Genomic DNA, 12,663 nt, shown 5'->3' with positions numbered 1-12,663 from the left:
GTCAAGTCGGGCGTGCCGCAGACGTAGGATCGACCCATGTCATCGGCCCACTCCCCTACGACGTCCTCACCGGCCGCGCCCACCGCGTCCGACATCGACGCGGCGGCGGAGCGGATCGCCGGCCGGGTCCGGCGCACCCCTCTGGAGCGCAGCACCCGCCTGTCGGAGCAGACCGGGGCACGGGTCTGGCTCAAGCGGGAGGACCAGCAGCCGGTGCGCTCCTACAAGGGTCGCGGCGCCGCCAACCTCATCGCCCAGCTGGACAGCGAGCAGATCTGGGCCGGGGTGGTCTGCGCGAGCGCCGGCAACCATGCCCAGGGTGTCGCGTATGCCTGCGCGACGCTGGGGGTGAACGCGCGGATCTACCTGCCCGCCAACACCCCGCGGCAGAAGCGCGACCGCGTCGCCACCATCGGTGGGGACTGGGTCGAGGTCGTGGTGCAGGGCCGGACCTACGACGAGGCCGCCGCGGCCGCGCTGGCCGACGTCGAGCGGACCGGCGCCACCCTGGTGCCGGCCTTCGACCACCCGGACACCATCGCCGGCCAGGGCACCATCGCACGCGAGATCAGCGAGGACCTTCCCGGGCCACCCGACGTGGTGGTCGTGCCGTGCGGGGGCGGGGGGCTGCTCGCGGGCTGCCTGACCTGGTTCGGCGAGCACTGCCCCCAGGTGCGGGTCGTGGGGGCGGAGCCCGCGGGCGCGGCCAGCATGATGGCCGCCACGCACGCCGGCGAGCCGGTCGCGCTGGAGGAGATCGACCGCTTCGTCGACGGCGCCGCGGTGCAGAAGGTCGGTGCCCACACCTTCGGCGTGGTGCGACGGCATACCCCTGAGCTGGTGGCCGTGCCCGAGGGTCGGATCTGCACCGAGATGATCCGGCTCTACCAGAGCGACGGGATCATCGCCGAGCCCGCGGGTGCTCTCGCGGCCGCGGCCCTCGACGCGCTCGGCGACCTCTCCGGGCTCACCGTGGTGGTGGTCGTCTCCGGCGGCAACAACGACCTGCTGCGCTACCCCGAGGTGATGGAGCGCTCGCTCATCCACGAGGGTCTCAAGCACTACTTCCTCGTCGACTTCCCGCAGGAGCCGGGCATGCTGCGCCAGTTCCTCAACGAGGTGCTCGGGCCGGACGACGACATCGCGCTGTTCGAGTACGTCAAGCGGAACAACCGCGAGACCGGTCCGGCGCTGGTCGGCATCGAGCTCGGCGCGCGCGAGGACCTGCAGCCGTTGCTGCACCGGATGGACAGCTCCTCGATGCAGATCGAGCCGATCCAGCCGGACAGCCCGCTCTTCCGGTTCATCCTCTGACCCGCGGGATCCGTTCGGGCGGGCGGCGCGGACGAGGTCGACGACCCCGGCTCAGTGGCCGGCGTCCGCCTTCCAGTAGCCGCAGAAGCTGATCTGCTTCTTCGCGACCCCCTGCCTCACCCAGTGCCGCCGTAGGCCCGTGGCGAGGTCGGACTCCCCGGCGACCCAGGCATACACCTCACCGTCGGGCACCGGCACCGACGTCATCGCCTCCAGGGCCGCCGCACCCGGACAGGCTCCGGACTCGCGCACCACCCAGCGCACCTCGACCCCGACGGGCTCGTCCAGCACCTGTCGGTCCTCGGCGTCGGGCACCTCGATCACGGCGGTGCCGGTCACGTCGCGGGGCGCGTCGCGCAGGATGCCGGCGACCGCCGGCAGGGCGGACTCGTCCGCGGCCAGCAGCAGCGAGCAGCCGGTCGGGGCGTTGTAGATCGCCCCCTCGTCGATGATCGCGACCTCGTCACCCTCGGCGCAGCTCTGTGCCCAGAGCGAGGCCGGGCCGGCGTCCCCGGCCTCCTCGCTGCCGTGGACGACGAAGTCGACGTCGATCTCCGGGCCGTCGGCACCCTCGGCGCGGTAGGCGCGGACCGTGTAGTTGCGGATGACCGGCCGCTGCGCCGCGGGCACCAGCAGGAAGCGGGCATACGACGCGGTGGTCAGCTTGTCCGGCACGTGGCGCAGCGACTCGACCCCGCCGGTGGGCAGGAAGAGGCGGAACCACTGGTCGTCACCCATCGGGCCGAACTCGGCGAGCTCCGGTCCTCCCAGCGTGATCCGGGCGAAGGTCGGGGTCGGGCGGTGGGCGCCGCGCACCTGCAGGCGCAGCGGGCGGGCGTCGGTGGGCTTGCGCCGGGTCGCCTGGACGTTGCTCTTGGCCATGATCGAACGTTGCTCCTCGCGGTGGTCTGGTGCACGGGCGGGTGCCGAGGACGGGGCATTCGGACACACGACCCGACAGGATATACATTAGGCACGCCTTACCTAACTCTACTAAGGAGCATCATGCACACGCTTCGCGCCCTGGGGACCGCTGCTTCCCTCACCGCGGCCCTGGCCCTGAGCGCCTGCGGCGGCAGCGGCTCAGCCGGCGAAGGCTCGACGGACTCCGAGCAGGACGCCAGCTCGGGCGACTTCCCGGTCACCATCGAGCACGCCTTCGGCGAGACCACCATCGAGGAGCAGCCGGAGCGCGTCGCCAGCGTCGCCTGGGCCAACCACGAGGTGCCGCTGGCCCTGGGCGTCGTGCCCGTGGGCATGAGCGAGGCCACGTGGGGCGACGACGACAAGGACGGCGTGCTGCCCTGGGTCGAGGACGCCCTGACCGAGATGGACGCCGAGACCCCGGTGCTCTTCGACGAGACGGACGGCATCGACTTCGAGGCGGTGGCCGACACCGAGCCCGACGTCATCCTCGCCGCCTACTCCGGCCTGACCCAGGAAGAGTACGACACGCTGAGCCAGATCGCGCCGGTCGTCGCCTACCCCGAGCTGGCGTGGGGCACCACCTGGCAGCAGATGGTCGAGCTCAACAGCCAGGCCCTGGGCCTCGCGGAGGAGGGTGACGCCCTCGTCACCGAGCTGGAGGGCTACGTCGCGGACACCGTCGCCGACTACCCGGCGCTGGAGGGCAAGAGCGCGATGTTCAGCTCGCACAGCACCGACGACCTGAGCCAGGTGGGCTTCTACACCACCCACGACCCGAGGGCGCTGTTCTTCGAGGAGCTGGGCATGACCACGCCGGAGCTGGTCAGCGAGCGCTCCGCGGAGAGCGAGGCCTTCTACGAGACGGTCAGCGCGGAGAACGCCGACCTGCTGGCGGACGTCGACGTGCTGGTGACCTACGGCGACGACAGCCTGCTGTCGCAGCTGCAGGACAACCCGCTGGTGTCGGCCATCCCCGCGGTGGAGGACGGCGCCGTCGTCATGCTGGAGAACGACACGCCGCTCGCCGCCGCCGCCAACCCCTCGCCGCTCGCGCTCGAGTGGGGCCTGACCGACTTCCTCGACCTGGTGCAGGCCGCCGCCGAGAAGAGCCGGTGACGGATACCCTCACCCGAGCTCCTTCCGCCGCCGCTGCACCCGGTGCACGGCGGCGGAAGGGCACGGTGACCTACCGCGCCACGACCATGCTCGTGGCGCTCGGCGCCCTGGTGCTCGCCGGCATCCTGTCGGTCACCTTCGGTGCCCGCGAGATCGGGTATGCCGATCTCGTCGCCGCGCTCGGCGGTGCCCAGGACAACATCTCCCAGGCCGCCGTCGCGCAGCGCATCCCCCGCACCTTCCTCGCCATGCTGGTCGGCGCCGCGCTCGGCCTCGCCGGTGCCGTGATGCAGGGGGTGACCCGCAACCCGCTCGCCGACCCGGGCATCCTGGGCGTGACCTCCGGTGCCTCGTTGGCGGTGGTGATGGGCATCGCCTTCTTCGGTCTCAGCACACCCGGGGGCTACATCTGGGTGGCGATCGTGGGGGCGGCGCTGGCGGCCGCGATCGTCTACGCCGTCGGCTCGATGGGCCGGGGCGGCGCCACCCCGCTCAAGCTCGCCCTGGCCGGTGCGGCCATGTCGGCCGCCTTCTCCTCGCTGGTCAGCGCCATCCTGCTGCCCCGGATCCAGGTCATGGACTCCTTCCGCTTCTGGCAGATCGGGGGCGTGGGTGGGGCCACCCCGGAGAAGATCCTCACCGCCCTGCCGTTCCTCCTGGTGGGGACGCTCATGTCGATCGCCGTGGCCCGCGGCCTGAACTCGCTGGCCCTCGGCGACGACCTGGCCGCGGGGCTGGGCGAGCGCGTGGCGCTGACCCGCGGGGTCGCCGCCGTGGGCGCGGTGACCTTGTGCGGTGCCGCGACCGCGGTGGCCGGGCCCATCGCCTTCGTGGGACTGGTCGTGCCGCACGCCTGCCGCCTCGTCGTCGGCACCGACCACCGGTGGCTGCTGCCGCTGTCGATGGTGGTCGGGGCGGTCCTGCTGACCCTGGCCGACGTGGTGGGCCGGGTGGTGGCGCGCCCCTCGGAGGTCGACGTGGGCATCATCACCGCCCTCATCGGGGCTCCGGTCTTCATCGTCATCGTGCGCCGGATGCGGGCGAGGGCACTGTGAGCGCCTCCCCCACGACCCGCCCCGCCCCGTCCGCGCTGCGCCTCGGCCGTCGGCGCCGTGCCGCGAGCCGTCGTCGCGCCGCAGCGGTCCTGGGGCTGCTCGTGCTCGCGCTGTTCGCGGTCAGTCTCATGGTGGGGCAGACGTTCTACGGCCCGGGCGAGGTGTGGCGCGTGATCCTCGGGCAGGAGGTGCCCGGGGCATCCTTCACGGTGGGCACGCTCCGCCTGCCGCGCGCCGTGCTGGGCCTGGTCGCCGGTGCCGCGCTCGGGATGGCCGGCGTCACCTTCCAGACCATGCTGCGCAACCCGCTGGCCTCGCCCGACATCATCGGGATCAGCGCCGGGGCCAGCGCGGCCGCCGTCGTCGGCATCGTCGTGCTCCGGGTGGACGAGGCCCTGGTGTCGGGGCTGGCGATCGTGGCAGCGCTCGCGACGGCCCTCGTCATCTACCTGCTCGCCTACCGCGACGGGGTCCTCGGCACCAGGCTGATCCTCATCGGCATCGGCATCGCGGCCATGCTGGACTCGGTCGTGGCCTATGTCATCGTGCGCGCCGCGGCCTGGGACCTGCAGGTCGCGATGCGCTGGCTCACCGGAAGTCTCAACGGCGCCACCTGGGGGGTCGTGCTCCCCCTCGTGCTCGCCGCGGTCGTGCTCATGCCCGCCCTGCTGGGGCAGGCGCGCCAGCTGGAGCTGCTGCAGCACGGTGACGACACCGCCAGCGCGCTCGGCGTGAGGGTCGAGCGCACGAGGCTGACGGTCATCGTGGCCGCCGTCGCGCTCATCGCCTTCGCGACGGCCGCGGCCGGCCCCATCGCCTTCGTCGCCTTCCTCGCCGGCCCCATCGCGGCGCGCATCGTCGGGGCAGGGGGTTCCCTCATGGTGCCCGCCGCCCTGACCGGCTCGCTGCTCGTGCTCGCCGCGGACCTCGCCGGGCAGCACCTCTTCGGCACCCGCTACCCCGTCGGTGTCATCACCGGGGTGCTCGGGGCGCCCTACCTCGTCTACCTGCTCATCCGCACCAACCGCGCCGGAGGTTCGCTGTGACCGACTCGCACACCCTTGTCGCCGAGCACGTCCGCCTCGGCTACGGCGACCGCACGGTCGTCGACGGCCTCGACCTGGCCGTCCCTCCGGGCCGCATCACCACGATCGTGGGCGCCAACGCCTGCGGCAAGTCGACCCTGCTGCGGGCGTTGTCCCGGCTGCTGGCGCCGAGCAGCGGCCAGGTCGTGCTGGACGGCAAGGCGGTGCACACGCAGCCCACCAAGGCCGTGGCCCGCACGATGGGGCTGCTGCCGCAGAGCCCGATCGCGCCGGAGGGCATCGCCGTCGCCGACCTGGTGGCCCGTGGGCGCAGCCCGCACCAGCGGATGCTGGCGCGGTGGGCCGTCGCCGACGAGCGTGCGGTCGAGGAGGCGCTGGAGCTCACCGGCACCACGGACCTGGTGGACCGTGCTGTGGACGAGCTCTCCGGCGGCCAGCGCCAGCGCGTCTGGATCGCAATGGCGCTGGCCCAGCAGACCGACATCCTGCTCCTCGACGAGCCCACGACCTATCTCGACATCTGCCACCAGATCGAGGTGCTCGACCTGCTGACCGACCTGAACCGCAGCCGCGGCACCACGATCGTCATGGTGCTGCACGACCTCAACCTCGCCGCACGGTATGCCGACCACCTCGTCGCGATGTGCGGCGGTCGGCTGCTGGCCAGCGGGACACCCGAGGAGGTGCTCACCGCGGACGCGGTCGAGCAGGTCTTCGGCCTGCGCAGCCAGGTGGTCTCCGACCCCGTCTCCGGCAAGCCCATGGTGCTGCCCATCGGCCGCCACCACGCGGTCTCCCCCGCCACCCCGGCCTGACCGACCGCACGGTTTGCGCCCACCGACCGCACGCTTTGCGGCGCACCCGCCCCGGCGATGACAGACTCAGGTATGCCCTCGGTCCGGATTCCTCCCGTCCGGCTCCAGTTCAGGCTCCTGGCAAGCGTGTGGATCCTGATCCTCGCGGGTTGCGTGCTCCGGCTCCTGGGCGACTGGCAGGACGGCGGCTACGGCAGGATCCTCGACGTCGTGCTCGCGGTGCTCTCGTCCGCGTCGCTGCTGGTCGTGCTGACGGGCGGCCTCGACGTCACCGCCGACGCCGAGGGCCTGCACCGCAATCGCCTCTACCGCGGGCGCCGCATCCCCTGGACCGAGGTCACCGAGATCCGGCCCGCCCCGGCGGAGCCCGCCCACCTCGTCATCCGCGGCGAGAACAGGCGCACGCTCGTGGAGGGTCGCATGCCCGGTGCGGACGAGGTCGCCCAGCTGCATACCTGGCACCGCGCACGCCTGAGCGAGAACGGTGCGTCACATCCGTCGCCAGGGCAACCGATGTGACACAGCGTCCTGGCACCTCGGTCGCCCCGTAGGCTCGGGCAGGTGAGCCCTGGCCCCCCTCCCGACGACGCCGACGCTCCGGCAGCCTCCGGCGAGCCGCTGCCCTCCGTCGGGCTGGCCCCGTGGGTCGCGGCCGTCGTCACCTTCCTCTCCTCAGCGGCCGTCCTGGTGCTGGAGATCACCGCGCTGCGGCTGATCGCGCCCTATGTCGGCATCACCATGGAGACCAACACCGCGGTCATCGGACTCGCGCTGGCCGCCATCGCCTTCGGCGCCTGGGCCGGCGGCGCCACCGCCGACCGCACCTCGCCCCGTGGCCTCATCGGCCCGCTGCTCGTCCTCGGCGGCGCGCTGACCCTGACCATCAGCCCGGCGATCCGCTGGGTGACCGCCTTCACCCCTCCCGAGCAGTCCGCGGGCCTGGCGCTGCTGCTGGCGGCCGTCACCGTCTTCGCACCGGCCGCCGTGCTCTCCGCGATCCCCCCGATGGTCGTCAAGCTGCAGCTGAGCACGCTCACCGAGACCGGCTCCGTCGTCGGCCGGCTCTCCGCGATCGGCACCCTCGGCGCCATCGCCGCCACCTTCCTCACCGGCTTCGTGCTGGTGGCGCTGCTGCCCACCAGCGTCATCCTGCTGACGACCGGGGCCCTGCTCATCGCCGGCGGCCTCGCCCTGGTGGTCAGCACGCGCCGCCGCGGCGTCGAGCCGGGCATCGGGACGGCCGGCGCGCTCACCGTCGCGGTCGCCGCCGCCGGGCTGGGGCTGATCGCGCCCGACCCGTGCCAGGTCGAGACCCGCTACCACTGCGCGTCCGTCGTCGCCGACCCCGACCGCGAGGGCGGACACACCCTGGTGCTCGACACGCTGCGGCACAGCTACGTCGACCTGGAGGACCCGGCATACCTCGAGTTCGAGTATGTCCGCACCCTCGCCGGCGCGCTGGACGCCCAGGCGCCCCCCGACGAGTCGCTCGACGTGCTGCACGTCGGGGGTGGCGCGATGACGCTCCCGCGCTACCAGCTCGCGCACCGGGACGGCGGCACCAACACCGTCGTCGAGATCGACCCCGGGGTCGTGGACGTCGTCCGGGAGGAGCTGCCGCTGCCCCGCTCCGACCGGTTCGGCGTCGACGTCCAGGACGGCCGGGTCGCGGTCGCCGGCCTCGGGACGGACAGCTACGACGTCTACGTCGGGGACGCCTTCGGCGGCGTCGCGGCGCCGTGGCACCTGGCGACCACCGAGACGTTCGCGGACGTCGACCGGGTGCTGCGCCCGGACGGGCTGGTGGCGCTCAACGTCATCGACTACGGCGACCTGGGCTTCCTCGCGGCGGAGGCGGCGACGCTGGGGACGATCTTCGACCACGTCGCGGTCTTCGAGCACTCCGACCGGCCGGTGCCGGGCGGCAACTTCGTCATCCTCGCCGCGCACCAGCCGCTGGACCTGGACGCGGTGACGGCCGCGACACGCTCCCACGGTGGAGGTATGCGCCCGGTCCCGCAGGACCGCGTGGACGAGCTGGTCGCGGACGCCGTGGTGCTCACCGACGACCACGCGCCGGTGGACCAGCTCTTCGACGGCCGCTCCTAGGGCGCGACCGCCTCCACCGGCTCGGCGTCGGCGGCACGGTGCCGCCCCGCGTGGTCGACCCGCCGCGGCCACCAGAACGACTCCCCGAGCACCCGGACGATCGCCGGCACCAGGACGGTCCGCACCACCAGGGTGTCGAGCAGCACGCCGATGCAGATGACGACGCCGATCTGGGCGAGCACGACCAGCGGCAGCACGCCGAGCACCGCGAAGACGGCGGCCAGCAGGATGCCCGCGCTGGTGATGACGCCGCCGGTGGCGCCCAGGGCCCGCAGCACGCCGTCGCGGGTCCCGTGCTCACCCGCCTCCTCCAGCGTGCGGGTGATGAGGAAGATGTTGTAGTCCACGCCGAGCGCGACCAGGAAGAGGAAGGCCAGCAGCGGCATGCTCGCGTCGATCGCGCCGAAGCCCAGGACCCCGGTGAACAGCCACCACGACACGCCCAGGGCGGCGCAGAAGGTCGCGACCACCGAGCTCACCAGGATGACCGGGGCCAGCAGGGAGCGCAGCAGCCCCATCAGCGTGAGCAGCACCAGGCCCAGGACCAGCGGCATGACCACGAAGCGGTCGCGCGCGTTGCCCTCGCTCTCGTCCAGCGCGGAGGCGTCCCCACCGGTCACGTAGGTGTCGGCATACCCGTCCACGGCGGCGCGGACCTCCCCCACGGCGACCTCCGCCTCGTCGCTGCCGGGGTCGGCCTCCAGCACGACCTGCACCTGCCCGATGCCGTCGGCGGGGGGCACCGCGGTCGCCCTGGTCACCCCGTCGACCTGCTCCACCTCGCCGGCGAGCTCCTCGACCTGGGCCGCGTCACCACGGGTCACCACGACCAGCGGGTCCGACGTCCCGGCGGGGAAGGACTCGCCCAGCCGCTCGGCGGCGCTGATCGCCTCGGGCGTGTCGAGGAACTGGTCCTCGGGCGCCAGGCCGCTGCGCAGCTGGGTGAGGCCGAAGGCGAGCCCGGCGAGCAGCACCAGCGTCCCGGCGATGTATGCCGTGGGGGCCGCCGCGACCCGGTCACCGATGCGGCGCCACAGCGAGCGCGACTCGGCCAGCACCGGCTGCCCCTCGCGCGGCACCTGGGGCCAGAAGATCCAGCGCCCGAAGAGCACGAGCGCGCCCGGGAGGACGAGCAGGACGAAGGCCATGGCGACCAGGACGCCCACGGCGCAGGCCAGCCCCAGCCCCCGGGTGGTCGGGAAGACCGAGAGCAGCAGGCAGAGCACCCCGACGACGACCGTGCTCGCGCTGGCGATGATCGCCTCGGCCGCCCGGCGCAGCGCGAGCGCCATTGCCCGGTGCCGGGAGTCGTGCCGGCGCAGCTCGTCGCGGTAGCGGCTGATGAGGAGCAGGGCGTAGTTGGTGCCGGCACCGAAGACGAGGACCGACAGGATGCCGATGGTCGACTCGTCCCAGGGGATGCCGAAGGCCGCGAGGACGTGGGTGGCGGCGCTGGCCGCGGTCTGGTCGGCCACGCCCACGACCAGCAGCGGGACCACCCACAGGATCGGGCTGCGGTAGGTGATGATCAGCAGCAGCGCCACGACCGTCGCGGTCGCGGCCAGGAGGGTGACGTTGGCCCCGTCGAAGACGGAGGCGAGGTCCGCCTCGACCGCCGCCGGGCCGGTGACCTGGGCGGCGATCCCGTCCGGCGCCCCCTCGCCGAGGTCGGAGCGCAGCTGGGTGACGACGCGCTGCGCGTCGGTCGCGGTCGGCGTCTCCAGCTCGAGCACGCTGATCGCGGCGGTGCCGTCCTCGGCCGGGATCACGGCGACATCCTCCGCCCCGCCGGAGCCCTCCGGCGCGACGTCCTGGACCAGGGCGGTCAGGTCCGGGATCGAGGCCTCGATCCCCTCGTCGACGGTGAAGAGCACGATGGCGGCCTGCCGGTCCTCGTCCGGCAGCTCGTCGAGCAGGGCCTGCCCCTCGGTGCTGGCGAATCCCGCGGGGAGCGTGTCGAGGGCGGACGGGTCGCGCTCGGCCTGGCCGATCCCGGCGATGATGCCGACGCCGAGCAGCAGCCCGATCACGGCGACGATCCAGGACCGGGGGGCGGTGAGCGCGGTCACGAGGCGAGACATGGTGGGAGACGGACCTCCGGCGTAGTCTGGGTACACTCGTCAGGTAGATACCTAATGAAGTGAGCAAGTTCTTGAGAGAAAATAGCACGGAACCGCCCGGCGCGCCGAGCCGGTGGGTCGACGACTGGGAGCCAGGCCCGGTGCTCGCCACGCTGCGCCAGCTGCTCGACACCAGTCACCGGGCGGCGCCCGCGCTCGCCCGCCGGGCCGGGCTCACGCATACCGAGCTGGCCGTCCTCGAGCACGTCATGGACGAGCCGGTGGGGCCGAGTGAGCTGGCCCAACGGCTCGGGGTCACGACGGCCGCGGCCAGCGGGATCGTCGACCGGCTGGTCTCGCGCGGCCACGCCGAGCGCCGGCCGCACCCCACCGACCGGCGCCGCACCGCCGTGGTCGCCACCCCTGGAGGGCGGGAGGAGATGATGGGCCACCTCAAGCCGATGTTCGCCGAGCTGGCCCAGGTCGACGCCACCCTCAGCGAGAGCGACCGTCAGGTCGTGCTGCGCTTCCTGACCGCCGCGGAGCGGGCCGTCGGGCGCCTGCTGTGAGCGGTCCGTAGACTCGGGGGATGAGCGAGAACCAGCCCGCTCCCGCACGGCGCCCCGCCGTGGCCATCACCGTGTCCGACCGCAGCTCCGACGGTCGGCGGGAGGACGAGTCCGGACGGCTGCTGGTCGCCGCGCTGCAGGACCAGGGGTATGCCGTCACCTCCACGATCGTGCCCGACGGCGTGGAGTCGGTCGCCGAGGCGCTGCGCGAGGCGGTCGCCGGCGGTGCCCGGCTGATCGTGTCGACGGGAGGCACCGGGATGGGGCCGCGCGACCTCACCCCGGAGGGCACCCGTCAGGTCATCACCCGGGAGAACCCCGGCATGGCCGAGCACCTGCGTCGGGAGGGGACGCGGCACACCCCGTTCGCCGCGGTGTCCCGGGGCGTGGTCGGCGTCGTGGACTGGCCGGCCGAGCAGGGCACCGGGGGGACGCTCGTGATCAACCTGCCCGGACGACCCGCCGCGGTGACCGAGGGGATGGACATCATCGGCCCGCTGCTGCCGCACGTGCTCAGCCAGATCGTCGGAGGTGACCACTCGTGAGGACACGCGAGCCGTTGGTCGACAGCTACGGCCGGGTGCACCGGGACCTGCGGATCTCGGTGACCGACCGCTGCTCGCTGCGCTGCACCTACTGCATGCCCGAGGACGGCGTGCCCTGGCTGCCGCGGGCGACCATGCTCACCACGGAGGAGATCGTCCGGCTGGCGGACGTCGCCGTCTCGATGGGCATCGAGGAGATCCGGCTGACCGGCGGCGAGCCGCTGCTGCGGCGCGACCTCGTCGACGTCGTGGGCGGGCTGGCGGGGCTGGACCCCGCGCCGGAGATCTCCATGACCACCAACGCCGTGGGCCTGGCCAAGAACGCCGCCGCGCTCCGCGACGCCGGGATGACCCGGGTCAACGTCAGCCTGGACACGCTGCGACGCGACGTCTTCATCACCCTCGCCAAGCGGGACCGGCTGGCCGACACGCTCGCCGGGATCCGGGCCGCCGCGGACGCCGGGCTGGTGCCGGTCAAGCTCAACACCGTCCTCATGCGTGACATCAACGACGCCGAGGCCGACGTCGTCGGACTGCTGGACTTCGCGCTGGAGCACGGCTACGAGCTGCGCTTCATCGAGCAGATGCCGCTGGACGCCCAGCACGGCTGGGACCGCTCGCAGATGATCTCCGGCGAGGAGATCCTGGACAAGCTGCGCAGCGGGCACGAGCTGACGCCGCTGCCGGACGAGGCCAGGGGGTCTGCCCCCGCCGAGCTCTTCGAGGTGGACGGCGGACCGGCCACCGTCGGGGTGATCGCGTCGGTGACCATGCCGTTCTGCGGCAGCTGCGACCGGGTCCGGCTCACCGCCGACGGCATGATCCGCAACTGCCTCTTCGCCGCGGGCGAGACCGACCTGCGCACCCCGCTGCGGGACGGTGCCTCGGACGACGACCTGGCCGCCCTGCTCCGCGCCTCGATCACCGCGAAGCTGCCCGGTCACGGGATCAACCAGCCGACCTTCCTGCAGCCGCCGCGGCCGATGAGCGCCATCGGCGGCTGAGCCGCCGACCCGTGGCTCGACGGTCACCTGCCAGGACCCTCCGTGGCTGCGCGCGTTCACCCGACGGGAGCCGACTCCTACGCATAAGGTGCTCCGATGCGGT

General features: G+C 73.0%; 12 protein-coding genes. 10 read left to right on the top strand and 2 right to left on the bottom strand.

The features are described 5' to 3' along the window. Positions 1-36: 36 nt before the first annotated feature. A complete protein-coding gene (gene ilvA, locus FXF60_RS12450; RefSeq protein WP_151526297.1) occupies positions 37-1,314 on the top strand; it encodes a threonine ammonia-lyase IlvA in 1,278 nt (425 codons plus the stop codon). 51 nt (positions 1,315-1,365) lie between these two features. Here the strand turns inward: ilvA and FXF60_RS12445 are convergent, their stop codons facing one another. Beyond that, positions 1,366-2,196 carry a siderophore-interacting protein gene (locus FXF60_RS12445; protein WP_151526296.1) on the bottom strand — a complete coding sequence of 277 codons (831 nt, stop codon included), beginning with the start codon at positions 2,194-2,196 and terminating at the stop codon, positions 1,366-1,368. 123 nt (positions 2,197-2,319) lie between these two features. On the opposite strand from FXF60_RS12445, the gene FXF60_RS12440 reads away from it, so the two are divergent. From FXF60_RS12440 to FXF60_RS12415, 6 genes are all read left to right on the top strand, one after another. Continuing rightward, complete coding sequence (locus FXF60_RS12440) at positions 2,320-3,357, top strand: iron-siderophore ABC transporter substrate-binding protein (protein WP_151526295.1); 1,038 nt, start codon at positions 2,320-2,322, stop codon at positions 3,355-3,357. A gap of 65 nt (positions 3,358-3,422) precedes the next feature. Then, positions 3,423-4,412 carry a FecCD family ABC transporter permease gene (locus tag FXF60_RS12435; protein WP_437440868.1) on the top strand — a complete coding sequence of 330 codons (990 nt, stop codon included), beginning with the start codon at positions 3,423-3,425 and terminating at the stop codon, positions 4,410-4,412. Next, positions 4,409-5,458, top strand: a complete 1,050-nt coding sequence (locus tag FXF60_RS12430) for a FecCD family ABC transporter permease (protein WP_151526294.1) — start codon at positions 4,409-4,411, stop codon at positions 5,456-5,458. The genes FXF60_RS12435 and FXF60_RS12430 overlap by 4 nt, the downstream gene beginning before the upstream one ends. Next, complete coding sequence (locus tag FXF60_RS12425; protein ID WP_151526293.1) at positions 5,455-6,273, top strand: ABC transporter ATP-binding protein; 819 nt, start codon at positions 5,455-5,457, stop codon at positions 6,271-6,273. Before FXF60_RS12430 ends, FXF60_RS12425 begins: the two co-directional genes overlap by 4 nt. 126 nt (positions 6,274-6,399) lie before the next feature. Further along, entirely contained in the window at positions 6,400-6,792 is a 393-nt protein-coding gene (locus FXF60_RS12420; RefSeq protein WP_192796730.1) for a PH domain-containing protein, read from the top strand. Between the two features lie 42 nt (positions 6,793-6,834). After that, the gene (locus FXF60_RS12415; protein WP_202879630.1) at positions 6,835-8,382 is read left to right on the top strand and encodes a fused MFS/spermidine synthase; all 1,548 of its coding nucleotides are present in this window, start codon (positions 6,835-6,837) and stop codon (positions 8,380-8,382) included. Here the strand turns inward: FXF60_RS12415 and FXF60_RS12410 are convergent. Then, positions 8,379-10,463: an MMPL family transporter gene (locus FXF60_RS12410; protein WP_151526291.1), complete on the bottom strand. Its 2,085-nt coding sequence runs from the start codon at positions 10,461-10,463 to the stop codon at positions 8,379-8,381. The genes FXF60_RS12415 and FXF60_RS12410 overlap by 4 nt on opposite strands. 59 nt (positions 10,464-10,522) lie before the next feature. On the opposite strand from FXF60_RS12410, the gene FXF60_RS12405 reads away from it, so the two are divergent. The 3 genes from FXF60_RS12405 to moaA are packed head-to-tail and all read left to right on the top strand — an operon-like array spanning position 10,523 to position 12,560. Next, positions 10,523-11,011, top strand: coding sequence for a MarR family winged helix-turn-helix transcriptional regulator (locus tag FXF60_RS12405; protein ID WP_238335845.1), 489 nt, complete (start codon positions 10,523-10,525; stop codon positions 11,009-11,011). A gap of 20 nt (positions 11,012-11,031) precedes the next feature. After that, entirely contained in the window at positions 11,032-11,556 is a 525-nt protein-coding gene (locus FXF60_RS12400; protein WP_151526290.1) for a MogA/MoaB family molybdenum cofactor biosynthesis protein, read from the top strand. Next, a complete protein-coding gene (moaA, locus tag FXF60_RS12395) occupies positions 11,553-12,560 on the top strand; it encodes a GTP 3',8-cyclase MoaA (RefSeq protein WP_151526289.1) in 1,008 nt (335 codons plus the stop codon). Before FXF60_RS12400 ends, moaA begins: the two co-directional genes overlap by 4 nt. Positions 12,561-12,663: the final 103 nt, after the last annotated feature.

Source organism: Serinicoccus kebangsaanensis (assembly GCF_008919445.1).
Classification (GTDB): Bacteria; Actinomycetota; Actinomycetes; order Actinomycetales; family Dermatophilaceae; genus Ornithinicoccus; species Ornithinicoccus kebangsaanensis.
The sequence above is the reverse complement of the archived record's forward strand: the minus strand, read 5'-3'. Positions and strand labels throughout refer to the sequence as shown.